20 protein-coding genes and 6 pseudogenes are annotated in these 25,010 nt (G+C 68.2%); 11 read left to right on the top strand and 15 right to left on the bottom strand.

The annotated features are described in order from the left end of the window. The first annotated feature begins 60 nt into the window (after positions 1–60). Positions 61–318, top strand: coding sequence for a hypothetical protein (locus tag OG609_RS42910; protein ID WP_327277696.1), 258 nt, complete (start codon positions 61–63; stop codon positions 316–318). A gap of 51 nt (positions 319–369) precedes the next feature. Further along, positions 370–1,713, top strand: a complete 1,344-nt coding sequence (locus OG609_RS42905; protein ID WP_327277695.1) for a hypothetical protein — start codon at positions 370–372, stop codon at positions 1,711–1,713. 32 nt (positions 1,714–1,745) lie between these two features. Here the strand turns inward: OG609_RS42905 and OG609_RS42900 are convergent. Beyond that, positions 1,746–2,051 (bottom strand): annotated as a pseudogene (locus tag OG609_RS42900) (NAD(P)/FAD-dependent oxidoreductase); the annotation flags it as partial. A 655-nt stretch (positions 2,052–2,706) separates the two neighbouring features. Then, positions 2,707–3,168: a pyridoxamine 5'-phosphate oxidase family protein gene (locus tag OG609_RS42895; protein ID WP_327277694.1), complete on the bottom strand. Its 462-nt coding sequence runs from the start codon at positions 3,166–3,168 to the stop codon at positions 2,707–2,709. A 698-nt stretch (positions 3,169–3,866) separates the two neighbouring features. Here OG609_RS42895 and OG609_RS42890 point away from each other — a divergent pair. Continuing rightward, complete coding sequence (locus OG609_RS42890) at positions 3,867–4,724, top strand: SAM-dependent methyltransferase (RefSeq protein ID WP_327277693.1); 858 nt, start codon at positions 3,867–3,869, stop codon at positions 4,722–4,724. Between the two features lie 432 nt (positions 4,725–5,156). On the opposite strand, the gene OG609_RS42885 is transcribed toward OG609_RS42890, so the two are convergent. The 3 genes from OG609_RS42885 to OG609_RS42875 all read right to left on the bottom strand — a co-directional run bounded on the left by OG609_RS42885 (position 5,157) and on the right by OG609_RS42875 (position 8,009). Beyond that, positions 5,157–6,023 (bottom strand): RNA polymerase sigma-70 factor, encoded by an 867-nt coding sequence (locus OG609_RS42885; protein WP_327278379.1) that lies wholly within the window; start codon positions 6,021–6,023, stop codon positions 5,157–5,159. Continuing rightward, positions 6,023–6,601, bottom strand: coding sequence for a carboxymuconolactone decarboxylase family protein (locus tag OG609_RS42880; protein ID WP_327277692.1), 579 nt, complete (start codon positions 6,599–6,601; stop codon positions 6,023–6,025). The genes OG609_RS42885 and OG609_RS42880 overlap by 1 nt, the downstream gene beginning before the upstream one ends. A gap of 490 nt (positions 6,602–7,091) precedes the next feature. Continuing rightward, positions 7,092–8,009, bottom strand: coding sequence for a DUF4232 domain-containing protein (locus tag OG609_RS42875; RefSeq protein WP_327277440.1), 918 nt, complete (start codon positions 8,007–8,009; stop codon positions 7,092–7,094). Between the two features lie 711 nt (positions 8,010–8,720). Here OG609_RS42875 and OG609_RS42870 point away from each other — a divergent pair. The 3 genes and pseudogenes from OG609_RS42870 (at position 8,721) to OG609_RS42860 (ending at position 11,648) form a co-directional block, all read left to right on the top strand. After that, entirely contained in the window at positions 8,721–9,596 is an 876-nt protein-coding gene (locus OG609_RS42870) for an aminoglycoside phosphotransferase family protein (protein WP_327278378.1), read from the top strand. A 325-nt stretch (positions 9,597–9,921) separates the two neighbouring features. Continuing rightward, positions 9,922–11,111, top strand: a pseudogene (locus OG609_RS42865) (IS110 family transposase). A 105-nt stretch (positions 11,112–11,216) separates the two neighbouring features. After that, positions 11,217–11,648, top strand: a complete 432-nt coding sequence (locus OG609_RS42860) for a hypothetical protein (RefSeq protein ID WP_327277691.1) — start codon at positions 11,217–11,219, stop codon at positions 11,646–11,648. A gap of 123 nt (positions 11,649–11,771) precedes the next feature. Here OG609_RS42860 and OG609_RS42855 read toward each other — a convergent pair whose 3' ends face one another. After that, a complete protein-coding gene (locus OG609_RS42855; protein ID WP_327277690.1) occupies positions 11,772–12,071 on the bottom strand; it encodes a hypothetical protein in 300 nt (99 codons plus the stop codon). Positions 12,072–12,222: 151 nt separating this feature from the next. On the opposite strand from OG609_RS42855, the gene OG609_RS42850 reads away from it, so the two are divergent. Beyond that, positions 12,223–12,849 carry a helix-turn-helix domain-containing protein gene (locus OG609_RS42850; RefSeq protein ID WP_327277689.1) on the top strand — a complete coding sequence of 209 codons (627 nt, stop codon included), beginning with the start codon at positions 12,223–12,225 and terminating at the stop codon, positions 12,847–12,849. Beyond that, complete coding sequence (locus OG609_RS42845) at positions 12,779–13,294, top strand: hypothetical protein (protein WP_327277688.1); 516 nt, start codon at positions 12,779–12,781, stop codon at positions 13,292–13,294. Before OG609_RS42850 ends, OG609_RS42845 begins: the two co-directional genes overlap by 71 nt. Here OG609_RS42845 and OG609_RS42840 read toward each other — a convergent pair. Further along, positions 13,251–14,042, bottom strand: a complete 792-nt coding sequence (locus OG609_RS42840; protein WP_327277687.1) for an IS5 family transposase — start codon at positions 14,040–14,042, stop codon at positions 13,251–13,253. The genes OG609_RS42845 and OG609_RS42840 overlap by 44 nt on opposite strands. Before the next feature lie 139 nt (positions 14,043–14,181). On the opposite strand from OG609_RS42840, the gene OG609_RS42835 reads away from it, so the two are divergent. After that, the gene (locus OG609_RS42835; protein WP_327278377.1) at positions 14,182–15,009 is read left to right on the top strand and encodes an IS630 family transposase; all 828 of its coding nucleotides are present in this window, start codon (positions 14,182–14,184) and stop codon (positions 15,007–15,009) included. A 396-nt stretch (positions 15,010–15,405) separates the two neighbouring features. Here OG609_RS42835 and OG609_RS42830 read toward each other — a convergent pair whose 3' ends face one another. From OG609_RS42830 to OG609_RS42805, 6 genes and pseudogenes are all read right to left on the bottom strand, one after another. Further along, positions 15,406–16,329, bottom strand: coding sequence for an NADP-dependent oxidoreductase (locus OG609_RS42830; protein ID WP_327277686.1), 924 nt, complete (start codon positions 16,327–16,329; stop codon positions 15,406–15,408). A 304-nt stretch (positions 16,330–16,633) separates the two neighbouring features. Next, entirely contained in the window at positions 16,634–16,897 is a 264-nt protein-coding gene (locus OG609_RS42825) for a hypothetical protein (protein WP_327277685.1), read from the bottom strand. Positions 16,898–17,495: 598 nt separating this feature from the next. Beyond that, a pseudogene (locus tag OG609_RS42820) lies at positions 17,496–17,774 on the bottom strand (transposase); the annotation flags it as partial. 287 nt (positions 17,775–18,061) lie between these two features. Further along, a complete protein-coding gene (locus OG609_RS42815) occupies positions 18,062–19,021 on the bottom strand; it encodes an integrase core domain-containing protein (protein ID WP_442818049.1) in 960 nt (319 codons plus the stop codon). Positions 19,022–19,468: 447 nt separating this feature from the next. Beyond that, positions 19,469–20,713 (bottom strand): hypothetical protein, encoded by a 1,245-nt coding sequence (locus OG609_RS42810; protein WP_327277684.1) that lies wholly within the window; start codon positions 20,711–20,713, stop codon positions 19,469–19,471. A 439-nt stretch (positions 20,714–21,152) separates the two neighbouring features. After that, positions 21,153–21,602 (bottom strand): carboxymuconolactone decarboxylase family protein, encoded by a 450-nt coding sequence (locus OG609_RS42805; RefSeq protein WP_327277683.1) that lies wholly within the window; start codon positions 21,600–21,602, stop codon positions 21,153–21,155. Between the two features lie 94 nt (positions 21,603–21,696). Here OG609_RS42805 and OG609_RS42800 point away from each other — a divergent pair, with 94 nt between their 5' ends. Beyond that, a complete protein-coding gene (locus tag OG609_RS42800; protein WP_327277682.1) occupies positions 21,697–22,575 on the top strand; it encodes a sigma-70 family RNA polymerase sigma factor in 879 nt (292 codons plus the stop codon). A gap of 57 nt (positions 22,576–22,632) precedes the next feature. Here the strand turns inward: OG609_RS42800 and OG609_RS42795 are convergent. Continuing rightward, positions 22,633–22,899 (bottom strand): annotated as a pseudogene (locus OG609_RS42795) (transposase); the annotation flags it as partial. Between the two features lie 758 nt (positions 22,900–23,657). Beyond that, positions 23,658–23,984: pseudogene (locus OG609_RS42790) on the bottom strand (IS110 family transposase); the annotation flags it as partial. Positions 23,985–24,439: 455 nt separating this feature from the next. On the opposite strand from OG609_RS42790, the pseudogene OG609_RS42785 reads away from it, so the two are divergent. Then, positions 24,440–24,668 (top strand): annotated as a pseudogene (locus tag OG609_RS42785) (GNAT family N-acetyltransferase); the annotation flags it as partial. Between the last annotated feature and the right edge of the window lie 342 nt (positions 24,669–25,010).

Genomic DNA, 25,010 nt, shown 5'->3' with positions numbered 1-25,010 from the left:
TGCGCAAGGTTCAGGTTCGGTGGTCGTTGGTGTGCCGCGGCGCGTGGACGAGCCGCCTGCTTGAACTGGACCTCGACGCTGCCTCTGTCGAGCCCTGAGTTCGCTGGTGGCGTCACCCCGCCAACGCTGCTGCCCCCGCCCCTGCTCCCGGGACGCTTTCCCGCCGGCCGTCAGCCCGCATGGGAAGCCGCCACCGCCTGGATCACCGCTCTACCCGTCACCCGGCTGACCGTCCTGCGCGCCCACCGGTCAGCATCGTCGTACAACCCCCAACCCCCCTTGATCGTCAAGGAGATGTGGCCCGGCGTGGGCCGCTGACCGACGACCACGCCGGCCGCGTGACCCGACCGCCTCTCACCTGGAGATGTCATGAGAGCTGACTCCGTCCGCCGCGCACTTCGGCTCGGAGCCTGTACGACGCTCGCCGCCGGACTCGTCACCCTGGGGCTCACCACCGCTCCCGCGTTCGCTGAGACCGAGCCGGAGACCGACCAACTCTGGATCACTGCCCCGTACGAGCCGACCCTGCCGCTCGGCATCGATGGCGGGACACCGCTGACCCGTACGCTCGATGTCAGGCTCAACCACGACAACGACCACTTCACGGTGACCGACGGCCGGCTCACCGTGGACGCCTCCGGCATCTCCGGGGTCGCCGAGATCACCTGGCCGGACAACTGCACGCCGAGCGGCGCGATCGCGGTATGCGACGTGCCCGAGGTGCCGGTGACCGGGACCACCGGCGGCGAGGTGCATCTCAAGGTCCGCGCGGCCGACGGGGCGGCCGTCGGGGCGCGGGGCCGCATAACCTTCGAGGCGACGGCCACCGGCGGCCCGGACGGTACGCTCATTGCCCCCCGAGACAGCTTCGACACCACGGTCACGGTCGCGTCGGGACCCGACCTCGGGCTCACGGCCGGCGGCGACATCGAGCACGCCCGGCCGGGCAGCAGGCAGACGCTCCCGTTCTCGCTCACCAACCACGGCAACGAGACCGCGCACGGCTTCACCATCAGGGTGATGGCCTCGTACGGGGTGCGGTACCTCAACCGGTACGACGCCTGCGTCTATACGACGTCGAGCGGGGACGAGTACGCCCCGATGTCGTACGCGACCTGCACCTTCGACCAGGATCTGGCCCCGGGAGCCTCCTTCGAACTGCCAGAGCCGCTGCGGGTCGCGCTCACCCGGCACGCGCTGCAGGAGCGGGTGGACATCTGGGCGCAGCCAGTCGGCGCGACCGACCTGGGGGGCTACGACGACTATGTGGCGCTGCAGATCGGCGCTGACAACACCGCCGACTTCTCGGTGAACGGCGGGGCGGTCACGGGCGCCGCGGGCGAGACGGTCACCGCGTCGCTCACCTTCAGGAACAACGGGCCCGGCTGGCTGGGCAACCTGAGCTCCGGGGACCCGGTCGCCGCAGTCCGGCTGATCGTTCCGCCTGGCACCACGGTCACGGGCGTGCCGGAGGGCTGCGGCCCGCGAACCCTCTCCGGCGGCTACTACCCGAACCGCACGGGCGCCCCGCGCTACGATTGCGCGCTGCCGTACTGGGTGCTGGAGAACACGGAGCGCTCCTTCGCCTTCAAGCTCCGGATCGACACGGTGGTGCCCGGAGCGACAGGTGAGGTCAGCATCCATCCCCCGTTCGGCGAGTTCCGCCACGACCCGGACCCGACGAACAACACGGCCGTCCTCACCGCGAACTAGCGCCCACCAGCGCCCCGAAAGACACCTTTGTCTCAGCGCGCCGCGCGGGCCTTCTCCGCGCGGCGCGCCACCGCCTTCGCGATCTTCTCGGCGTCGATGGTCAGTTCGCGGAACACCCCGCTGATCGGGTTGGTGAAGTCGGTGAAGTACAGGCCGGGGGCGTTGCGGGCAGCGGGCGCTGTGGAGCACCGGCCTGCCGCGGGCGTCCAGGACGTCGAGGTGACCGACGAACCCCTCCAGGCGCGGACATACCCGGTCGCGGCGATCACGGCGTCGGGCTCGATCCGGCTGCCGTCGGCCAGGACGACCTTGCCGCCCTCGAAACAACTTGCTACTGCACGCCCTCGCGACTACGGCGGCGCCGCGGCCACGCTCACCTTGCGCGACCGCGCCTGCTACACCGACGGCTGTGCCGCCTACCCCGTACCGCCCTGGGCGGGCGTTTTCCTGCGGGCCGCGTCCTGCTTCGCCCGGCTTGTATCCGGCGAGGACCAGGAACTGCTCGCCGCGCCGACCGTGCGCACCTGCTGCGCGTGGCGGAGACGGCCAGGTTGCGCCCGCCACAGCCGCCCGCGGTCCGCCGCCAAGGCCCGGCCGGCCGTGTTGAGTGGGACTGGCGCGAGCGGCAGGAGGCCGCCGGACGTTTTCACAGGTCACCACACCCCTAGAGGCGTGGTCGGGGGCCAGACATCCCCCTCTGCGCACCCTGCCGCCCTCTGCCCGGAAGAGGAAGGTGGGGAGGGGCGGGCGGGCGTACGGGCGCGCCTCGGGCGGTTGGGCGCCGCCGGTTTCTCGCGCGCGGCCTGCAGGCGCCTGGCGGCCTGGACGACGGCTCGGACAAAGGGCGCGCGGCGGCGCCTTACGGGGCTGCGTGTTCTCCATTCCCCACGTGGTTAACGCGATCGAGCGGCTTCATGCGGAGGCTTGGCCACTGTGGCGCTCAGAAGTGGCCCCCATGACCGGGACGGAGAGGCCATCCACCCATAACGGCCGCTACTCCAGCCACGTTCCGTCGCGCATGATGACTCTGCCGCGCAGCTCTGGTTCACCTCGCCAGGCGCGCACAGTCTTCGGCACCACGCGCACGTACAGAAAGGGACCATTCTCCGTGCGCGGATCCCACCCGAACTTGCCGGTGAACGTGTCCGCTGCGTCTCCGGGCACGTCCTGGTCAGTGAAGCACTCCGCCTCGCCCTGCAGAAGCACCACATCGAAGGTGTCCGGCAGCGACAGGCGCACCCGTGGTTCCTTGCGGACGTTCCGCGCGGTCACGGAAGTTGCGCTGGTGCACATCCACACCGCTCGACCGTCCCACGAAAACCACAGCGGCACCTGGTGCGGCCCGTGATCAGGGTGAGCTGTTGATACCCACACGTCCCGCTCTGTGGCGAGCCGTTCCAGAGAGTCGCGCCTACGTTCCGCCACCTGGCGACGAACGAATTCCGTGTTCTGCATGAGTGCCGACCCTAGCCAGCAGGCTCGGGGCGCACATGGGGCGCCAGTCCTACTCCCAACGACCGACAAGCCCTTCAGCCTTCGCTTCGGGGCGGCCAGCCGAGGTGCCCAGTGTGGCCAACCGGAGCGCTCAGTCACACCGGCGCCATCGACTGCTACAAGAGTTCGCTGCTCGACACGGAGCACGACGCCGCCCGCACCGCCGATGCGCTGCTGGGGCCGAAGCGTCAGTCAGACCCTGAGTCAGGCCCCCGAGGATGCCGAGTACATCCTCACTGTCAGACCCTCGTGCCACGCTGGACGGGCCCGGCGGTGACCTCACCGCGAAGCCAATGTCACCACCGGGCACGCCTGCCCGGATCGTCTGTGATGCCTAGGAGCCTGAGAGGCCGTTTGCCCAGGCAGACGCCCTCCTGGGAGGCGAGCTGGGAGGTTGAGGGTAGAGGTGGTCCGCGCGCTCCTGACCTCTGACACGCGATCTTGATCGTTTGCCAAGTGATCTTGACGGCAAACGAAGTGTGCCTGCCGCATGTAGGCGATTCAGTGCATGGATCCATCCGTGCTTCTGTGCGCCCCGCCGTGTGACCTCACTGCGCGCCCGTCCTGGGGAAGTGGTGGAGGGCAGCGGAGCCGATCGGCCGGGTCGGCCCGGCGGTGCCAGCCCACCTGGTGGGCCGCCCGGAAGCGAGGAGTTGGACATGAGCAATCCATCGGCCCGGGAGGTCGGCGAATGGTACGACCGCTTCGGGGGCCTGTACGGCCTGACCATGGGCGACAGCATGCACCTGGGCATGTGGACCGACGGCGTGCGGACGGAAACGGGGGAGCTGACGGCCGACGAGATGTGGGAGGAACTCACCCGGGCCCAGGACTCCTGGACCGGCACCCTCATCGACGTGGTCGGGCTGCTGCCAGGACAGCGGATGCTGGACGTCGGCTGCGGCACAGGCCGGCCCACCGTGCGGATCGGCACCGAGTCGGGCGCGAGCGTGCTCGGCGTGACGGTCAGCGCCGCGCAGGTCCGGGCCGGCCGCGACCGCGCCTTGAAGGCGGGACTGTCCGACCGCGTCACCTTCGAACAGGCGGACGCCATGGCCCTGCCCCAGGACTCCGAGACCTTCGACGCCGCGTGGGCCATCGAGTCCTTCGCTCACTTCTCCGACCGCCCCGCCGCGATCCGCGAGGTTCGGCGGGTGCTGCGGTCCGGGGGCCGCTTCGTCCTCGCGGACTGCTTCGAAGCCGTGCCCTTCACACCCGAGGAAGTCCAGCTCTTCCAGGCCGCGTTCGCCCTCTCCCGCCTCCCCGCCGGACCCGAGGACTACTCCCGCATGCTCGGCGAGGCCGGCTTCGCCATCCAAGGCACGCGCGACATGTCCCGGGAGTTCAAGCCCACCTACGAGCTGATCCCGCGCCTGTTCGCCGCAAGGCGCGCCCAGATCGCGGAGCTGGTGGGCACCGACGCGATGGCGCAGCTCGACACCGTCTACCCGCACATCCTCGCCCTGTGCCGAGACAAGATGGGATACACCATGGTCAACGCCGTGAAGTCCCCCTGACGGCGGCCAGTCCCGCCCCCGACTCCCGGGTTTCCGTCGCCGCCAGGCCAAAACCAGCCGGCACAGCACCCCATCGCCGGCTGCCACCCCGGGCTGGCCGGGTGTCCTTTGACAGTGAAGTTAGTCGTGTGCAGCGCGCTGACCTGGCCCGACTGGGTTGAGTGTCACCGGGGTGCTGCTGGCCAGTCGTGATGGCTCATCAAAGATTTTCGTGAAGACGGTCAGGTAGACGTCCCTTTGCCGCCAGTCGGTCTTCGACGACTGGCGGCACCGAGCAGCACGCGCTTCCGTAGCAGCCGGAAGCAGGCGCGGCCCGCTTTCTACCTCTTGATCGATCGCCCTGTACGTCGACCTCTGACCACTGCGCGGTCGTGAGTGTTCCGGGCGGTTCCCACCGCCCGGAACACTCACGCTGCGAGAGCAGCAGCGGGCTTACCTGGTGATTTCGGCCAGTTCATCGAGCCGCGTCAGCTTCTGCGGATTTCTCATCAGGTAGATCCGGGTGACCCGCCCGTTCTCCACCACGAGGCTTACCGCGGTCGGCTCGCCGTCGATCTCGAACCGGCCCGCAGGCGCGCCGTTGAGCCACACGGTCATCGTCTCGAACGCGGTCACCACCTGGTTCGCGCGCGCGAGCACCGTCGCCACCAGCTCGGCGCCGTGGATCGGAGCCAGAGCGGCGGCCGCAAGCCCGCCGCCATCGGCGATCAGGACCACGTCCGGCGCCATAACCTCCAGCAGCTCCTGCAACTGTCCGGTTCGCAACGAGGCCAGGAACCGCTCCACCACGGCCTGCTGCTCCGTCCGGCTCACCTGCACCCGCGGCCGCCGGGCCGCCACGTGCTCGCGGGCACGCCGCGCGATCTGCCGCACCGTGGCCGCGGACTTCCCGATGGCCTCGGCGATCTCGCCGTACGGCATCTCGAAGACCTCGCGGAGCACGAACACCGCCCGCTCGGTCGGCCCGAGCGTTTCGAGGACGGTCAGCATCGCGATCGAGACGCTCTCCGCGAGTTCGATGTCCTCGGCAACATCGGGGCTGGTCAGCAGCGGTTCCGGCAGCCACTCGCCCACGTAATCCTCGCGGCTGCGCGACAGCGTTCGCAGGCGGTTGAGCGCTTGCCGCGTGACAGTCCTGACGAGGTACGCCCGCGGCTCGCGCACCTGCGAGTGGTCGACGTCGGCCCACCGCAGCCAGGACTCCTGCAGCACGTCCTCCGCATCGGCCGCCGACCCGAGCATCTCGTAGGCGACGGTGAACAGCAGCCTGCGATGGGCGACGAACGGATCCTCGGTCATCATGACGTCGACGCTACGCCGGAGTTCTGAGGGCGCGCGGCCAGTGGAATCTCGCAGGCATCGGAGAAGCCCTGCGACGAAATCCCGTTCGCATTGTTGTTCCTGGTCGCCATGTTAACGAAGGCGATGTACGCGGTGAGCTCGACCATCGCCGCCGCACCGAGCCGGTTGAGCAGGCTCGCGTGCAGCTCGTCGGTGACGGTCGGCGGCGTGTTCGTCATGGCCTCGGCGTACTCGAGGACGTCCCGCTCCAGCGGCGTGAACACCTCCGAATCCCGCCAGCGGGGCACCTGGCTCGCCTTGGCCAGGTCCAGGTTCTGGTTCTGCGCCTGGAAGTAGCCGACGTCGAGGCACCAGCCGCAGCCGACCTGTGCCGCGACGGCCATGTGCGCGAACGACTTGAGGCTCGCGTCGGCCGCGTCCCACGCGCCCACCTTGGCCGAGAACTCCAAGTTGGACGTGGCGACCTTGGGGTTGTGCCACACCACCTCGACGGGCTCGGCCACGGCGCCGAGCTGCTTGATCATGTTTTCGCTCATCTCGGTGCTGAGCTCGGCCTTCGGAACGCGGAGCGCCATGGTGTTCTCCTCAGTAGATTTACCTGTCTTGCTGTTCGGCATGGAGACACCGCCGGGCTCGCAAATGTGACAACCACCGCCACGCATAGATCGTCAGCACTCCAGTGCCTGGTCATCCCGCACGACTAGGTTCACTGTCGTAGAAGCCGAAACGGCTGGGTTCGCTGTCAAACGCCTCGGTTGGATGGCAGAGGCCAACCTCGTTGTCCCGTCTCAACGGATCTGGTTTACGACGAGTGGCTCGACCAGCGGCGACCAGATCGGTTGAGATAGGGCGGGAGCCGGATTCTCGGCGGATCTGGTCAGATGCGCGTTGCTCGTGCTGCTCATCTCAGTTGATGTGGTTCGGTTCAGGTGTTGCGACCAATCTGGTCGGTGCAGCTCAGTAGGGCCCTTGGGACCTGCCCCTTGACCCCCGTCCACGATCAGGCGCCGCCCCCACCACCCCCTCTGATGGCCGCAGCGGAGGCACTGAGACCGGGCGGGGGTCCTACTTCGACGGGCGCGTCCAGGCACGGACGGCCAGCTTGCCGGTGGTGCCGAGATCGAGGTGGGGCGTCACGGTCACCGGATCGGCGCGCTGCTCGGCCCGCACCCTGACGTACGGGACGTTGACGGCGGCGCCGGACTCGGTGGTGTTGCGCCACATGAGGCCCGAAAGGGCGCTCTCGCCCGGCTTCAGGACCAGCGGGCGGGCCGGCTCGTCAAATCCGGTACCGGTGCTGATGCCACCGCTTCCATGTACGATCCGGACGCCTTGGACGGGTGACAGATCCTTGTCCAGCAGTTCCAGAAGCGGGTAACCGTCAAGTGAGTAGTCGCGCTTCCCGCAGTTCTCCAGGTGCAAGCCCACCACGCGCAGCCCCATCGCGGCGTCGCCGTCATCGGTGGTGAGGCGGATGCCGGAGGGTGGACACTCGCCGGACGCGAGCGGCGCCTCGGCGGCGGGCACCTTGGTCACCCGGGAGACCTTGACGCGGGTCACCCGGGACGCTCCGGGGGCCAGCACCCCCACCCGGACCGTGCCGCGCTCGGTCGCGCCGGGGCCGACCGAGCGCACGGTCTCGTGGCTGTTGCCCATGACTTCGCCGGTGTCCGTGGTGAAGTCGAACAGGATCGTGTACGTCAGCGCCTCGGTTCCGTTGTTGGTGACTTCGTAGGCGGCCGAGATCCCGGAGTCACCGGTGGGAAGGGGGTCGGCGTGGACGGAGAACCCGTCAGATTTGGGGGTGGGCGTGGCGGAGGGGATGGTCACCGAAGTGATCCGGACGCCGTCCACGGGCGGGTCGGTGACGGCGGTCCCTGACGCGGGGGCGACTGCGCCGGGGGTGCCCGCCTGTTCGGATCCGCACGCCGTGAGCAGCAGGAGTGCGGCGAGGGCCGGAAGAAGGGAAGTGACTTTGCGCATCAGGTCACTCCATCAGGGGCGCGAGCGCCGAGCCATGGTGTAAGCCAAAATTCCGGTCACAGGCGTGTCACGGGCCGCCTGCCGAGTGGGCTACTGCGACCTGCGGATACGCGGCTCCGGGCAAGATCAGGGGCACGGTGTTTACTACGGTTGCCTGTTCCGGCCGTGTTTGGCCCCCTCTGAAGGCGCATCGCCGTTCCCGGCCCGGGACGGTAGAGGCTCGACTTCGGTGAGATCGGGATCGCTCCAGGAGCGCGGCGGCATAGGCCTCGTTTTGCTTGGTTGGAGGAACGTCAGCCCCGTCCGCGTCGATGTACTTGTCGTACAGATCCGTGAAGCACTGGGCCGCAGCGGCGTCGCCTGCAGGACGCTCGCCTTCCCAGACAGCAAGGTCATAACTCATGGGTGAAGCCCACCATCCCGCACCGACAGCGGCATCGACGGACCAGACCGCCTGAGACGGAGAGCGAATCGGACCAGATCAACTGAGATCGGAGCCAGATCGCAGAAGACGGGACACTCGTTCGCGATCGTCACCGAGCTGTGTGTCTGATCTGTCTCAGCGAAGGCTGAGCGATTCTCACCGAAGGTTGGGTGACTGCTCTGGTCCGATTCGCTCGTCGGCTCGCGTTCACAGCGAGTGGTGGAAAAGCGGTGGACAAAGATCGCGTGAGCGGCAGACTGACCCGTGTGAAACGACTGCTGGTGGATGTGGAGAGCGTCACTACGCGGTTGGTACGTCGATTCGGTCCCCAGGTTGCCGAATGGTGCGCTGACACGCCGGATCTCATCGCGCGGCTGACGTCCCAGTGGGGACTTTCGCTCGGTGAGTCCCTCCCGGACGGTGCTTCGTCGGTCACGTTGCGGTGCCATTGGCCCGACGGCACGCCTGCGGTGCTGAAAATCAGTCCGGAGCGGGCCCTTCTGGCCGAGCAGGTCGGAATGCTGGGGTGGTTCGCTGCCTCGGGCCGGGTGCCTGCTGTGCTGGCCGTCGACGAGAAAGCGGGCGCAATGGTGTTGGAGGAGATCGTGCCCGGAACGCCAGCGGAGGACATGCCTGCTGCTTCGCTTCCGGGACAGTGGTCGGAGCTGCTCGCCGCCTTGCACGGGGTCGCTCCGCCTCCGCTGCCGACGCGTGTGCTGCGTGGGCGGTGCGAGGAGGCCTTCGCCCGGGTCGGCAGGCGGCTGTCCGAGCCTGCCATCAGCGCACGGATGGACGTCACCACGTGGGACAGGGCCATCCAGCGGTGCGAGCGGCTGCTGGACACGGAAGCGACAACCGTGTTGCTCCACGGTGACCTGCACCTGGGCAACGTGCTCGACGGCGGTGCGGAGCGAGGTCTCATGGCCATCGATCCGAAAGCCTGTGTCGGTGATCCGTGCTTCGACGCTGTGGACTACGTCGTAGTCGGCGCCGGGCTGGAGGGCGTTGAGACCCGCTGTGCGCGCGTGGCGGCGGCGTGCGGGCTCGATGGCGACCGGCTCCATGCCTGGAGCCAGGTGATCGCGCCGTTTGCGGCCATCGCCCACCTCAGTGACGGTGGCGAGAAACCGGTGATCGATGAACTGCTCGCGTTGACCCGGTGAGCACACCCGGTATTCCCGATCGCCTCGTGCCCCGCGCTCCGCTGGGGACGGAACAGAACACCCATCGCTCAACCTTCGACGAGACTGCTCAACCTTCCCTACGTTCTTCCACGGGACCGGGCGAGCCCTTCGTATGGTTGGCCCACCCAGGGGCGTCGGGTGTGGCTTTCAACCTTCTGCCGCTTGTGGCTACCAACGATTGGCCGCCCGACGCCCCACGACGACTCGCCTGCCAATTAGGAATTGCGAACGATCGCTCCGTAGGGAATCGACAGCGAGGTCGTCCGTCGGGAAACACCCGCAGCACACCGTACGGAGGCACCACATGGCCGCGATATGGGCCAGCATCGACGCAGGCAAGTCCCACCACCACTGCGTCGCGATCGACGAGAGCGGCCGTCGGCTGCTGTCGCGACGCGTCGCCAACGACGAGCCCGAACTGCTCGAACTCCTCACCGACGTCATGGCCCTGGGCGAGGAGGTGACCTGGGGCATCGACCTGGCCGACGGCGGAGCCGCCCTGGCCATTGGCGTCCTGCTCAACCACGACCAGCCGGTGCACTACATCTCCGGGCGGGCCATCCACCGCGCCTCCGAGAGCTACCGCGGCGAAGGCAAGACTGACGCCAAGGACGCCGCTGTCATCGCCGACCAGATCCGCATCCGGCGTGACCTGCATCCCTTACGTACTGGCGACGAGACTGTCACCGACCTCGAGATCCTCACCGGCCGCCGCATGGATCTGGTCGCCGACCGCACCCGCACCGTCAACCGCCTCCGTGGTCAGCTCACCGGCATCTTTCCCGGCCTGGAGCGTGAGCTGGACCTCACCAACACCGGCCCCCTCACTCTGCTGACTGGCTACCAGACTCCGGCCACCCTCCGCCGGATCGGCAGCAAACGACTGGAAACCTGGCTCCGCAACCGCAAGGTCCGCAGGGCTGATCAGCTCGCCGAGACAGCTGTGCAGGCCGCCGACCGGCAGCACACCAGCCTGCCCGGGGAGAAGCTGACCGCCCAGATGGTCCACACGCTGGCGAAGGAAGTGATGGCCCTCAACCAGCAGGTCGCGGAGCTCGACAAGCTCATAGAGGTCCGGTTTCGCGATCACCACACCTTCGAAGTGATCACCAGCCTGCCCGGACTGGGCGTCATCCTCGGCGCTGAGTTCCTGGCTGCCACCGGCGGCGACATGAGTGCCTTCGGCACCCCTGACCGCCTCGCCGGCTTCGGCGGCGTCGCACCGGTTCCCCGCGACTCCGGCAAGATCAGCGGGAATCTGCGGCGGCCTCAGCGATACAGCCGCAGACTCCAGCGCGTCTTCTGCACCTCGGCACTGTCAGCATCCGAAGGTGCGAGGAGTCCCGACGGTTTTACGACCGCAAGCGAGCCGAGGGCAAGCGCCATACCCAGGCCGTCCTCGCCCTGGCCCGCCGTCGCGTCAACGTCCTCTGGGCCCTTCTACGTGACGGACGGACCTATGAGCCCTTGCCGCCGGCGGCGCTTGCAGCGTGACGCCTCTGTCCTGCAGCCGATCTGCCAGGTCAGCGGTAACACGGTCGACCGACGGTCAGGCTTGCGGGAGTATCCGCTTGCTGGCATCCGACGGTGAGGAGCCCGTTGATCACTCAAGGAGTAAAGGTCACGGCGCAGTGCGACGCGTGCGGTGGCGTGCTGATACGCGACGTTGGCCAGTACATCGACCACGGGCAGTTGTGGTGGGGCACCGAAGGTGCATGCACTGCCTGCCCCAACGGGTGGTGCGAGCAGGACACAGGCGGAGCGACTCCTGAAGAGATCAGGAATGCCCTGCTGGCAGAGCACGGGCCCGCACGGCTTCGCCTCGCGGACGACGAGTCGAGCCTCGTCCCCGTCTTGCGAGTCCTGCGCGAGATGCTCCACCTGTCCCTGGGCCAGGCACGGGTGATGGCCAGCGCGCTCCAAGAGACTGGCCTGGTTGGCACGCTCGTCGAGATGGAGTTCATTGCCGACGGGCTGCAACGCCGATCAGTCGCTACAAAGATCGAGAAGTGCGAGACATCGACCGACTGAACCCCCACGCACCCAACCAGAATGGCTTGACAAACGGCATTAGGAATCGGGGAGACAGGACAGTGTCGCGCCCGCCCGACGACACGGCTCGGTAACGGCATCAGGCGGAGTTGGTGGGGCGCGTCATCCGAACCGTGCGGTATTCCTGTCCGATGCCGACCCAGTCAGGATGGCCCTGACGGCGCCTCGGTCTGCGGGAAGGCCGATGTCGTCGAACCATGACGCGATGAGCTGGGTGTGTCGCCAGCACACGTCGCGGTCGGCGAGAGCGTTCAGGCAGCGGTGCTGAGCGGGAGTGAGGTTGGTGCCCTGGTCATAGCCGGAAGGGAAAGCTGCGGTGAGCAGCGGTCCCCAGTCCTGGGCGATGGTGAGGTTGCTACAGAACGGCACAATCGCCTGGTCCCTGATCGAGCTGGCTGTCACTTGAAGTCCTGACGGGCGTGGATTGCCGGGGGCCACCGCCGACCACGACACGCTGTTCGCTAGTAGCGTGTCGCTGCTTAGTTATGGCGTGCCTGGTTGGGAGGTTGGTGTCTGGCAGATTCCTTCCCCTTTGCCAGATAGGACTGTTGTTGTGGGTTCGCAGAAGAAGCGGCCGGTCAGGTTGACCGCGCAGGATCGCGAGGAGTTGGTCCGGGTGACCACGACAGGTGTTCGTGGGGCCTCGATGATCATGCGTGCGCGGGTGCTGCTTGCGCTGGATACCTCGGCGGGTGAGGCGGATCCCAAGGAGGTGATCGCGGCCCGGCTCGGCGTCTCCGGTGAGACGTTGCGGCTGGTCGCCAAGCGTTTCGCCGAGACCGGTGGCGATGTTCACGCCACGATCGCGCGGAAGAAGCGCGACCTCCCACCGGTGCCCTCGCCGGTGACTGGTGAGGTCGAAGCCCGGCTGATTGCGATGGCGTGCTCACAGCCACCCCAAGGCCATGCCCGGTGGTCACTGCGGCTGCTGGAGAAGCACGTCGCGCTGGTCGAGGACATCCCCGATCTGGACCACTCCACCATCGGGCGGGTCTTAGAAGCTGTTGTCTTTCCGGACTTGAGGACGGCGTTTTCGCTGGTCAGGCATAGGGGTGGTGATTCCGTGGGAGTCGTGGCCTGTCGTGTTGTCGCTCTCTGGGAGATCGCGGATGCCGTCGGTTGTTGGACTGCTGAAACAGTACGAGCTCGCCGCTCGCCGTCGGGTCGACGGGCTGCGTGAGGAGGCCGACCGCATCCAGGCCGAGCTGGCCGTGGCCGAGCAGGAATGGCAGGAGTGGGCGATCGCTCGCAGGCGGGTCGATACGGTGCTGGCTCCGGATGGTGGCGGCACCGCCGACACGAAGGACGCCCCGGGTCCGGGGGATGCGGCGAAGCCGAAGCCGAAGTTGCAGGTGCCGGTGTGGCGTGAGGGCCTCTCCTGGTCGGTGCTGTCGGTGGACTACCAGCGCATCCTGCAGACCCTCGCGGACCGTCTCCGCCTCGGGCAAGGTCCGCTGACCTGCCAGGAGATGGCTGCCATGTTCGGCATGGAGGTAGTGCCGGCGCGGGTGGAAGCCCTGCGGTCGAAAGCGAAACGCCTGGTCGCGCGCGGCTGGCTGGCCGAGCCGGCACCGGGCCGGTTCACACTCTCACCGGGTGTGGCCGGGCCAGGCGGCGCGTCATGAGCAGGATCATCGACCAGTAGACCATCGCCTCGGCACTGGCGGTGCGGCGCTCGAAGTCGCGCACCAGACGACGGGTTCGCATCAGGTGGGCGAAGAGGCGCTCGACGATCCACCGCTTGGGCAGCACCACGAAGCCACGCATGTCGTCGCTGCGCTTGACGATCGCGAGGACCAGGGCAATTGTGGCCAGGCAGTACTCGACGAGGCTGCCGGTGTAGCCGCCATCAGCCCAGACCAGGGCGAGGCGGTGGTGCGCGTCGGCCACCTGCTCAAGCAGGACCTGGGCGGCGGCGCGGTCGCCGGTGTCCGCGGCGGTGACCATCACCCCCAGCAGCAGACCGAGGGTATCGACCACGACGTGCCGCTTGCGCCCATTGATCAGCTTGCCTCCGTCGAAGCCGCGGCTGTCTGATCCGACGACGGCGTCCGCCTTGACGGACTGCGAGTCGATCACGCCGGCCGTCGGCTCCGAGTCCCTCCCCTCCCTCTCGCGGATCCTCGATCGCAGCCGGTCGTGAAATTCCTTGACCAGTACGTGGTCGCGCCAGCGGCGGAAGAACGCGTATACCCGGTCCCACGGCGGGAAGTCGGCTGGCATGGCCCGCCACTTGATGCCGTTGTCGACCAGGTAGCGGACCGCGTCCAGTATCACCCGGTGGCAATACGCCTCCGGCTGCCCGCCCCGGCCGCGCAGCCAGCCAGGCACCGGTAGCAGCGGCCGGACCACGGCCCACTCCCCGTCCGTCATGTCCGAGGGATACCGCCGAACACGTTCCGGGTGATCGGCCGCATTCCCGAACCGGTGAGCGACACAATCACACGTCGGTGCAGCCGAGTTGAACTCCACCGACGCGAGCACGTAAAACTGCGACAACAGGGTCTCCTGGATCTCGGTTGGCTTCGCAACCCCGAGCTACCAAGAGGCCCTGCCTTCATACCCGAAGCCAGCGGCAACCACCCGATCGAGACTCCCGTTCGACGCACAACCCTCAAGACCGGAACGACAACAGCTTCTTAAAAAAACGGAACTGCGTCCTCACCTGAAGAAGTGCTGGACCATCCCACCACGAGCGAACGCGGAGTTCGCGGCCCGGATGGAAGACGTGCTGGCCGTCTACGCCCGGCCCTATGACCCGGCACGTCCGGTGGTGTGCATGGACGAGAAGCCCTACCAGCTCCTCGACCATGCCCGCGACCCGCTCCCGGCCCGCCCTGGTCACGACGCCTGCCAGGACAGCGAGTACATCCGCTGCGGCACGTGCTCGATCTTCGTGTGGGTCGAACCCCTGCGCGGGTGGCGTCGAGTTCAGGCACTGTCCCAGCGGACCCGGATCGACTGGGCCGGCCAGGTCAAGCAGCTGCTGAGCGTGGATTACCCCGACGCCGAGGCCGTGGTGCTGGTGATGGACAACCTCAACACCCACGGCATCGCCTCACTGTACGAGGCATTCGAACCAGAAGAGGCCTTCGCCCTGGCCCAACGCCTCGAGATCCACCACACGCCCAAACACGGGTCATGGCTCAACATCGCCGAGATCGAACTCTCCGCGCTGACCCGGCAATGTCTCGACCGCCGGATCGGCGACCTCGACATCCTCAACACTGAACTCTCGGCCTGGCAGAACGCCACCAACACCGAACAACGCCACGTGGACTGGCAGTTCACCACCCACGACGCACGCATCAAACTGCGCCACCTCTATCCCAAAAATTAGCTGCGACGGTCTACTAGCGCCAGCGTTCAAGCCCTACCGCCAGGTGGACGGTGTCGCCGACTTCATCGACAGACTGCAGGTCGCATAACTCGGCGTGGACCCCTCGGAACTGGATACGGCCCCACTATGCGCGCCGCTCCGGGGCGCAGGCGCCAAGCGGCTCGACGGCAGGTGCGGTTGCGTTGGTAGGCGGCGAGGAGAAGAGCCAGATCTCGCTGAGGGTCGGGAAGCAGGCGATGGCGTGCCTGAGTCGCTTGAGCGGGACCTCGTCGGCGACCGCGACGGTCGCCGAGTGCCGCCCGGGATGACGAACCTGACATAGCAGCGCAAGTACGGCGCGGGCTTCGGGCCGTGAAGGCGGCCCGGGGGCCAGGCGTCCGCGCGCTCTGCCGCCGGTTATCCGCCGTCCATGACCCGGATGATGGTCTTGCCACGGGCGTGGCGGCCGGGGGCGAACGCGGCGGGTGCCTCGGCCAGCGCCCTGACCTCGCCGACGATCGGCTTGAGCCGTCCGTCCCTGAGCCGCTGGACCAGGTCCGCGAGCCGGGCACGGTCGGGCTCGACGACGAAGAAGACGGCCCTGCCGTCCCGCGGACGGACCTCGGGCGGCGAGGCGATGGTGACCAGCGTGCCCCCGGCCCGCACCAGCGCGGCCGAGCGTTCCTGGACCTCGCCGCCGATCACGTCGAGGACCAGATCGACCTCCCCGACGCTCTCCAGCCTGTCGGTCTGCAGATCCACGAAGGCATACACGCCCAGCCCGACAGCAGTGTCCCGGTCGCCGGCCCGGCCCGTGCCGATCACCCGCGCCCCCGCCTCACGCGCGAGCTGCACCGCGATCGACCCCACACCGCCCGCGACCCCGTGGACCAGGACGGTCTGTCCCGCGGTAAGCCGGCCGTGGTCGAACAGGGCCTGCCAGGCGGTCAGCCCCGAGATCGGCAGTGCGGCGGCCGCCGCGTGGTCGACGTCCGCCGGAAGCGGGGCCAGATTGCGAGCCTCCACCGCGGTGTACTCGGCCAGCGAGCCGTCCCGGGTCCAGTCGGCCAGCCCGAACACCCGCTGGCCCACCGAGAGACCGGTGGTGCCGTACCCGAGTTCGGCAACGACGCCCGAAAGCTCGTGTCCAGGCACGCTCGGCGTCCGGTCGCGCCCGGCGCGATCCGTCCACGTTCCCGGCCAGGCGAGTTCCCCCGGGGTGAACCCAGCGGCATGCACGCGCACGATGACGTCGTTCTCGGCGAGGTGGGGGTAGGGCACCTCCGTCAGCGACATTCCCTCGACACCGGCGGCGCGGTCTCGAACGGCGACGGCCTGCATGCCAGGTCCTCTCTCCAGCGGTGATCCAGGCTTCGCCCCCTTCGAGCGATCGGAAACAGGCTGCCACAAACTCCCGCAGCCCGCCTGCTGCCGCTTCTGACGGACTGCCGTCTGTGCCGCCCAATCAGGCCACACTTGGCGCTGGACGTCACGACTGCCCGAGCTGTTACGCGCCCGCCAGCAGTGCCTGCCGCACTCGGGGCGTCCTACAGCGCTCAGAGGAGGAGTAGCAAGCAAGATCAATGTCGGCACCAACCACCCTTCCGTCGATCCCCGAGGCGGTCTTCCTCCGCGCCGGTCGAGATCACGGCATTCGGTCACGTAGCCCCACCCCGCCCCCGAATCGGCGCTCCCGACGCCCGTCCCGGTCGTCGTCGACTCCCCGGCCGAGGAATTGGAGCCCGCCCCGGCTCCGGCCGCCGCTCCGCCCATCGCCGTCGGCAAGGCGGCTCGGCCCGGCTCCGGCCCAGCCCTGCCGGCCGCTCTGCTGGACGCGGCCCGGAGTATCACGGACACCCACCGCGCCGAGCACCGAACCGATCACCTCCGCCCACCTGGGAACGCGCATGGGCGTCGCCCTGCCGGTGGCCACCGCCGCACTCGCTCAGCTCTGAGCCCTGGCCCTCGCCGCCGCATCCCCCTCGGCGGCCACCAGGTCCTTGATCGTCATCACAAACGTGATCACGGTGACCCTCCCTCTACCGCGCAGCTGCCGGCAACCGCCCGACCAGCACGGACAGGCTGATGATCAAGAACTGCAGCTGCCGTGTCTGTGCCAGAACCCCGAACTCATCAACAACACCCCTCTGTGAATTGAGGCGCCTCCCAAACCCATCGACATGTGACTTCACTACTGGGTTCTTGCTCACTTTCCGTTTGCGCCGTGACGCGCTGTTGGTTCGAGTGGAGGTGGAAGACCTGAACCAACCCGCTGTCGCAGCAGTCGGGTTGAAGCTGAGGGCAGCCTGATCCGGGTGATGCCGGGGAGGGTGAGAGCGGCCCTGACAAAGCCGGGACCCCGCGTCCTCAACCCCCGGTAGGGTGTTCCATGATGGCCGCCGCTCGCGTCGGCCCGACCCGCTTGAAGTCGCAGGTCAAAGGGCTGGTGTGGGTCGTTGATCGTGTGCTCGTGCTGGTCTCGGGCAACTTTTTGCGCTCAAGGTCGTCTGACATGCCGACGATGACGGAGTCACGGGTTCATACTGACGCTGCACGTCGGCCGAAGTGGTGCCCTTCCTGGTGAAGCCGGTGTCATCGATGATCAACACACCGTCTTGTGTGCCGAGTTGGTCTGCGGCGTACGTCTGGAGGTCATCGCGGAGGCGGTCGGCGACCCCGCGGCCGTGGGACAGCAGGTGCTGCAGCCCGTCCGGGGTGCCATGGCAGGCATACTCGACAAGATGCCAGCCGTTCTTGCGGCCCACCGGGCCCAGCAGCCCGCCCACGGGATGGACGTCGGTAAGTGGCTGGCCAAGCAGCGTAAGCCCGAGGTCTGGCAGGCCCTGACGGACGGGCAGCGCGAGCGCCTGGAGCAACTCGGCATCGCGCCGCTGGCCCCAGAGCAGGAAACGCCCACGAAGCCTGTGGGGCTCGTAAAGTCATCGCTGCAGCTCAAGCCGTGTATCGGTACTCGTTGATGACCCCGCCGAGGACGCGGGTGCGCAGGAGCCTGCGGGGCACGCGATCGTGCAATACCGCTGGCTGTTCCGACTTCGGGTGGTCGTTGGTCTCGTCATCGGTGTGGCCGATGCGTGTTGTCGTGCCCCTGGTACTCGGCGAGGACCTGGTGGGCGTGGGCTTCGTTCACGATCAGGATGTGGTCGAGGACCTCGCGCCGGATCGTGCCGATCGCTCGCTCGCAGCGGGCGTTCATGCGCGGCGCCTGTGGCACGCTGATCAGCACGTTCATGTCTTCGGCCTCGAAGACGGCGTCGAAGGAGTCGGTGTACTTGCTGTCGCGGTCGTGGAGAACGAAGCGGAGCGACTCGACGCGTGCGCCGAGGTCGGCAGTCAGATTGCGGGCCTGCTGGGTCGCCCACTGCGCGGTGGGGTGGACGGTGATGCCGGTGATGTGGAGCCGGCGGGTGCCGTGTTCGAGGAACGCCAGCGCGTACAGGCGCCTGCCGGTGATCGTGTCGACGTGGAAGAAGTCCGCCGCGGTGATCCCCTCGGCCTGGGTGGTGAGGAATTCGCGCCAGCTCGGGCCGGTGCGGGGCGGGGCCGGGCCGATGCCGGCCGCGTGCAGGAATCCCCAGACCGTGGACGGTGCGATCGGATGCCCCAGCCGGGCCAGCTCACCCTGGATCCGCCGGTGGCCCCACCGCGGGTTCTCCTTTGCCAGACGCAGAACCAGCTTCTTGAGCGCGGCGGCCGTGGGAGGACGGCCGGTGCGGCATCGGTCGGCGTAGTCCCCCTTCTTGGCGATCAGCCTGCGGTGCCAGGCCAGCAGCGTCCCCGGCGTGACCGGGAAGACACAGCTCCAGCGGCAGCGTGGTATCAGCGACGACAGCGCGGCCAGCCAGAACCGGTCCGCGGGCTCGTAGCGGACCGGACCGGCGAGTTGCCGTCGCAGCACCGCGTTCTCGTGCCGCAGCACCAGCAATTCGGCGTCCTTGGCCGTGTCCCGGCGCAGCAGGACCACAGGCACGGACAGCAACGCCCGGGCGGCCCGGCACAGCAGCGAGATGATCACTGGTGCAGCATCCCAGCCACCGCCGAGGGGTCTTGCATGCGAGCTCCCACCTGCAGCAATGACTTTACGAGCCCCACAGGCAAGCCGCGCGTCGATACGCATGCCCCCGATGACGACGCGGCGCGGCGGCCCGGTTCGTCGGCAGCCCCGCGACCGCCCGGATGGGTGACAGCCGTAGTCGTGCTGCTCTTTGCAGGTCGCGGGGGTGCCACCGGGCTCGTAGACAGGGAAGGCGCAGCCCGCGGTCTGTGACAGGACGACCTGGGCTGCGGCCCCTCACACCGGGGGGCCGCGCCAGCCCAGAGGGTGCGGGCCTCGGCGACACCCGGCGGAGGGAGCCGACGGTGGTGTCACGCCCGAAGCCCACCCCCTTCCCTGGCTGACAGGTGCTGCGCCCTGTGGTGGAGCCGATGCTGGCCCAGCGGCGGCGTGGCCGTTTGTGGGCACTCAGCGGGCGGCGTCGAACTGGCGCACCACCTGGGGCAAGGCCTTGAGGACCGTCGTGGAGTGGTCGAAATCGCCGATGTCAGTGAGCTGTTGGTCGGAGCTGTTGGCGGTCAGCTGGCGTTGGCAATGCAGGGAGTTCGCAAAGGCGACGTCCTTGTCGCCCCTGGCGTGAAAGAGGTGTACCGCGACTTCGGGCCGCCAGTCGCAGGTAGTGTCCAGGGCCTTCAGTTTCTGTCGCAGCTCTCCCGTGGGGTTGCGCACCTTCTGGAGGAACTCTTCGGTGAACAGTTCCTTCGAGGTCGTCGGCAGCGCGGCCGCAATCTCCGACGCCTCGTGGTCGCCGTCGAACAGTGACTCCACCGTCTTGTCGTACGGGGCGCGGAACGCCTGGCCCGGCGTGTCGTACAGGCCGTACATCCGGTGCCACGCGGTCGCGAAATAGGCGAGGTAGAGCGATGACCGGGCGACCTTGTCGTCCGCCGCGGCAGCCTCGAAACGACTCAGATTGAACGGGCCGGCAATCGGGGCGAGAGCGCCCGGGCGGAAGTACGGATCGATGTTCTGTTGCAGGGCTCGCCCGACCATCATCGTGGCGGGTCCGCCCTGGGAGAACCCGCTGATGAGGACGCGCTGGTCCAGGTCGCGGCCGTCCCGACGGGCGAACGCACGAGCTGCCCGTAATGCATCCACCGAGGCGCTGACGGTTGCCTCCGGGTTCCCGTACGGATGGAATCCGGGGCCCTTGCCCAGGCCGAGGTAGTCCGGGGCGGACACCGCGCGGCCGGTCGAGGCGAACAGCAACGCCGTGGCCCGGTCGGTGGACTCGTCGTTCACCGAGGCCACCTCGCCTCGGTACACCTCGGTGCCGTGCAGCCAGGACACGACCTGAAGGTCGCGTTCGTCGTTCTTCGGCATCGCGACCAGCTCGCTGGCCGTAGTGGGTCTGCCTGTGATGCCGACGGTGCGATACACGATCCGATGGGCCCGTACGCCGTAGCGGATCTGTGCCGTACCGATACCCGCCTTCGCCAGGCGGTCAGCGACCTCCTTGGCGTTCAGGTCCACCACAGGAGTCGACGAGACCACCGCACCGCGTGCTGAGGGCTGCTGCTGATCGGCCAGGGCTGCGGACGGGGAGGAGCTCTGAGGGGCGCCGCACCCTGTCGCCGCCAGTGCGGCTGCGGCGCACACCAAGGTGAGCACACCGGACTTGACTGTGCTTCTACGGAGCCGAGAAATGTTCATGGCTGGACTCTGCCGTTCCCGGCGCACTCGGCGCATTGGGACCAACACCCGCCTCGGCAGGGGGTTTTCCCTACGTTCCGCAAGAGTCAGGTCGCCTGGCTCATCCGCAGGCCGGCGAACTGCCGCCTGCCACATGTGCTTCGACTGGATAGTCGAGTCAGCGGCAGGCTCGTCTCATTCAGACTGGCGGATTCCCGCGGACGCGACAAGGTCGTGAGACACAGCGCGTCAGCGCTGTCGGTAGGCTCTCGTGAAACGGACCTTGAGCCGGACTGCGAGCCGCACAGTAATACGAGACCTTCACAACGGAGGATAGTCAAAACCTGTGGATCGCGGTGCCTGTCACGAACGCCGCAGACCCCGGAGTTTCGGTCTGTGGGGGCGTCATCCCTTGACGTTAGGAAGGCGCGGCCTCCGCGGGGATGACGCCCCGCCCGACTCACCAGGTCTTGCCGGCCTGCTCCCGGACCGTGCGGTTGACCCGGTTGAAGAAGTTGGTCATCGCGACCTCCAGGATGACCGCGCCCAGCTGCTCCTCGCTGAAGTGGTCGGCGGCGGCGTCCCAGATCTCATCGGTTACGCCCGCCGCGCCGTCCTGGAGCCGGGTGGCGGCCTCGGCCAGGGCGAGGGCCGCCCGCTCCTCATCGGTGTAGAAGGGCGTCTCGCGCCACGCGACCACGTTGTGCAGCCGCTCCTCCGTCTCACCGGCCTTCTTCGCCGACTGGATCGTGGCGAAGACGCACGGGCTGCAGCCGTTGATCTGGCTGACACGCAGATGGACCAGCGACAGCAGGTGCTTATCTACGCCCCCGGCGTGAATCGCCTTGTAGAGGTGCTGGATTGCTGTGATCACGTCGGGATTGGCCGGGCTCTTCACACGTGCTTCCATCGGTCTTACTCCTTCATCGGTAGTTCATCGGTTACCTGCGCCCCTCCGGGCTCGTCATCACCCATGACGGAGCAGAGCCGAGGAAGGTAACAACATGTCCGACACCAGCCCGACGGACCCGATAGCCGAGACGTTCGAGGCCCAGCGCGACCGGCTGCGCGCGGTCGCCCACCGCATGCTCGGGTCGCACGCCGACGCCGAGGACGTGGTCCAGGAGGCCTGGCTGCGGCTCTCCCGTCAGGACACGGCGACCATCCACAACCTCGCCGGCTGGCTGACCACGGTGGTCAGCCGGATCAGCCTCGATGTCCTGCGATCGCGCCACGCCCGCCCGGAGGCGTCCTACGACGACGGTCTATCCGAGCTCGTGATGACGCTCGACGACAATCCTGCTCCCGAGGACGACGCGGTGCTCGCCGACTCGGTCGGGCTCGCGCTCCTCGTCGTTCTGGAGTCGCTCGGGCCGAGCGAGCGGCTGGCGTTCGTGCTGCACGACCTGTTCGCGGTGCCGTTCGACGAAATCGGCCAGATTCTCGGCAAGTCCACCGCCGCCACCAAGATGCTCGCCAGCCGCGCCCGCAGGAAGGTGCAGACGATTGAGCGACCGACCGGCGTCGGACGGGAGCAGCGAGATGTGGTCCAGGCCTTCCTGGCAGCGGCTCGCCGCGGCGACTTCGAGGAGTTGCTGCGGGTACTCGACCCCGAGGTGAAACTGACCGTCGACACCCCGTCCGGCGTGGTCGTCACCCTCGGCGCCACCCAGGTCGCAGCCGGCGCGCAACTGTCCGCCAGCGCAGCCACGCAGGGGCGGGCGGTGCTCGTCAACGGCCTTCCGGGGATCATTTCCTGGCGAGAGGACGGCACCCCGCTCTCGGTCCTCGCGTTCACCGTCGTCGACAGCCGGATCACCGACATCACGGTCGTGATCGACCAGGCTAAGCTCGCGCTGATGGAACTGCCGGATCCGGCGTGAGTCCCTGCCGAGGCAGTCGCCGCCAAGCGGCCAAGGTCTGTGGATCATTGACCTGTTTCAGGCTGCGGGGGCTTCGTGGCGTTCGACGAGGTGGCCGCGTTCGAAGGGGGCCCCGGCCCGGACGAGGGCGACGAGGTGGGGTGCGTTCACGGCTCGCCAGCGGGCCTGGGCGGACTCGACGAGCTTGTACACCATCGCCAGGGCGGCGGCTCGGGAGCCGGCCCCCTTGGTGACCTTCGTTCGTAGCCTGACCGTCGCGTAGGCCGACTCGATGGGGTTCGTGGTCCGCAGGTGGATCCAGTGCTCGGCGGGGAAGTCGTAGAACGCCGGCCGCCGGCGCAGCGGCGCCCCTGGATCTGCGCACCGACGCAAACGTTGCCCGCTCCCGCGTGCGACCAGCAGGTGCACGATCACGCCTCTGCCCGGGGAGGGGGTGAACGGGAGGGGACCTCTCTCCTGCAGAGAGACACCTCATGCGGCTAAGGAGTCAAGGATGTCCGCCAAGGACGCCGATCGGTAGGCGCCGGGCGATCCGTGATCACGTTGATGTGTCAGACGTGAAGGCGTATGCCCGAAGCGGATCCAGGTGCAGTTCGTGCGGGCCCATGCAGTCCGCGACAAGGGTGGCCACGAGCGACCCGCACATGCACGTCATGTTGCGGCCCCCGGTTCCAAGCGGTCCGCAGCACCCATGGTGGATGCCCAGGGAGCCGATCAGCTGCAGGCTAGGCACGTCCTCCGGGTGCACAATCACGGAGTTCCTGGGCCCGGCCGGCACCATGCCGGTCATGCCGGGTGGCATGAGAAGAGCCCTCCCGTAAACGGTCGTGGTCCGGGTGCCAGCGGCCGCGAAGGGGGCGCCCCAGGGTTCGGGATCGATGGCATAGCTGCCCCGTGGGACTGTCGACGGCGCGAGCCGGGTCTTGCTGTGGCGGTCCCTGTCGTGCACGGAGACATCCGGGACGCCCGGAAGCTCCTGCAGGTCCGGGGTGAGTTCGGCGCTGCACTTCGTGCAGTGGAAGACCGTCATATGAGCCGTTGTATCCCACCAACAGCGTGGGTCGGGACTGCGCTTCCCCTGCTCAGTCCGCCTGTCCAGCACAGACTGTCGGGAATGCGACGGATTCGTCGAAGGGAACACGGGCCTGGAGGCAGTGGTGGAGCAGGCCGAGCATGCGGTTGAACAGGTGCCGCAGGGCTTGTGCATGCCGGTCTCCGTACTCCCGTCGCTTCCGGTAGTGGGCGTCACCCGTCGAGTGGGTGAGGGTGGCGAAGGCCCAGAGGTAGCCGACGTGGTTGAGCCGGTTGTTCTTCACGAACCGGCGCCCGACGTACTTGCGTTTGCCCGAGGCCCGGGTGATCGGGGCCGCTCCCGCGTATGTCTTGCGCCCGCCCGCAGTGGCGAAGCGGCGCGTCCGACCGGGTCAGTCCGCCGGCCTTGTGCCGCCACGCCTCCAGAGCCGCCGGGTAGTACTCGCGCAGCAATGAACGGATCAGCGGTTCCAGTCTGCCGCGCGCCGTCATCTCCGGGCCCAGCTCCTCGCCGACGCCCTTGGCCTGCACCGGGCCGTCGGCGGCCCGGACGATCGCCAGGATCTTGCGGTAGTCGCCGGGCAGGGCGGCCTCGTCGGGAGTCTCGCTGCGGTGCGGGACCAACAGCACCGCCCGCCCCGCCACCCGGGCGGGAGCCGGGGCGACGGCCGCGACGGCCTCCGCCGCAGTCCGGTCCTGCTCGGCCAGCCGGACCAGGACCCGATCGGCGATCACCAGTTCCTCCGCTCGGCCCGCACCTCCTGCAGCTGCTTGGCCAGCTCCTCGGCGAGCGCGTCCAGTTCACTGCGGCAAGCCGTGATCCGCTCCAGCTACGGAGATCAGTGCGGTCTGCGTCGACACGGCCTTCCGCGGGCAGGGCGTGGCCGGCGCCTGGTCCTGGCGGTGGCCCCGGCGTCCGTGCCCGCGACGAGAGGCCCTTCCTGCACACCTCCGCGCGCAACACCAACGCCATCCGGCTGTACGAGTCGCTGGGCTTCCGGCTGCGCCACCGCACGGCGTGCCTCGCGGCGCGGGTGCCGGAGACAGTGCGGCAGCAGTAACGCAGATGTGCAAACGAGCGGTGGGCGATCGCCCCCGCGGCTGGGCTTACACTCCACACATGGGTCGCACATGCGCAGTGAGGGAGTGCCTGTTCCAGGCCGCTCATGCCCTGTGCCCGGCCGCCGCGTGCGCGACGACCGTCGCCCCGGTGAACGCGCCGACGATCTACTGTCGCGCGTTGCACGGCCACGGCTAGCGATTCCGGGCAATTCTCGGCATTTCCCAGATCATTCCGCCCCTGCAGGCGGTCCATTTTCTGCGCGGCCGCCGCTCCCCACCTCTGTAACCGCACGGCGACGATCCTCGCCACAATTTCCTGCTTCGTCATCCTTTGGCGCCCT

Origin of the sequence: Streptomyces sp. NBC_01224, from assembly GCF_036002945.1 — a bacterium.
Lineage (GTDB): Bacteria > Actinomycetota > Actinomycetes > Streptomycetales > Streptomycetaceae > Streptomyces.
The sequence above is the reverse complement of the archived record's forward strand: the minus strand, read 5'-3'. Positions and strand labels throughout refer to the sequence as shown.

Excerpts from the sequence above, each read along its gene's own strand:
- OG609_RS42905 (WP_327277695.1), top strand. The coding sequence starts at position 370 with ATGAGAGCTGACTCCGTCCGCCGCGCACTTCGGCTCGGAGCCTGTACG.
- OG609_RS42895 (WP_327277694.1), bottom strand. The coding sequence starts at position 3,168 with ATGCAGAACACGGAATTCGTTCGTCGCCAGGTGGCGGAACGTAGGCGC.
- OG609_RS42890 (WP_327277693.1), top strand. The coding sequence starts at position 3,867 with ATGAGCAATCCATCGGCCCGGGAGGTCGGCGAATGGTACGACCGCTTC.
- OG609_RS42885 (WP_327278379.1), bottom strand. The coding sequence starts at position 6,023 with ATGACCGAGGATCCGTTCGTCGCCCATCGCAGGCTGCTGTTCACCGTC.
- OG609_RS42880 (WP_327277692.1), bottom strand. The coding sequence starts at position 6,601 with ATGGCGCTCCGCGTTCCGAAGGCCGAGCTCAGCACCGAGATGAGCGAA.
- OG609_RS42875 (WP_327277440.1), bottom strand. The coding sequence starts at position 8,009 with ATGCGCAAAGTCACTTCCCTTCTTCCGGCCCTCGCCGCACTCCTGCTG.
- OG609_RS42845 (WP_327277688.1), top strand. The coding sequence starts at position 12,779 with ATGCCGTCGGTTGTTGGACTGCTGAAACAGTACGAGCTCGCCGCTCGC.
- OG609_RS42840 (WP_327277687.1), bottom strand. The coding sequence starts at position 14,042 with ATGACGGACGGGGAGTGGGCCGTGGTCCGGCCGCTGCTACCGGTGCCT.
- OG609_RS42830 (WP_327277686.1), bottom strand. The coding sequence starts at position 16,329 with ATGCAGGCCGTCGCCGTTCGAGACCGCGCCGCCGGTGTCGAGGGAATG.
- OG609_RS42825 (WP_327277685.1), bottom strand. The coding sequence starts at position 16,897 with ATGCGCGTTCCCAGGTGGGCGGAGGTGATCGGTTCGGTGCTCGGCGCG.
- OG609_RS42810 (WP_327277684.1), bottom strand. The coding sequence starts at position 20,713 with ATGAACATTTCTCGGCTCCGTAGAAGCACAGTCAAGTCCGGTGTGCTC.
- OG609_RS42805 (WP_327277683.1), bottom strand. The coding sequence starts at position 21,602 with ATGGAAGCACGTGTGAAGAGCCCGGCCAATCCCGACGTGATCACAGCA.
- OG609_RS42800 (WP_327277682.1), top strand. The coding sequence starts at position 21,697 with ATGTCCGACACCAGCCCGACGGACCCGATAGCCGAGACGTTCGAGGCC.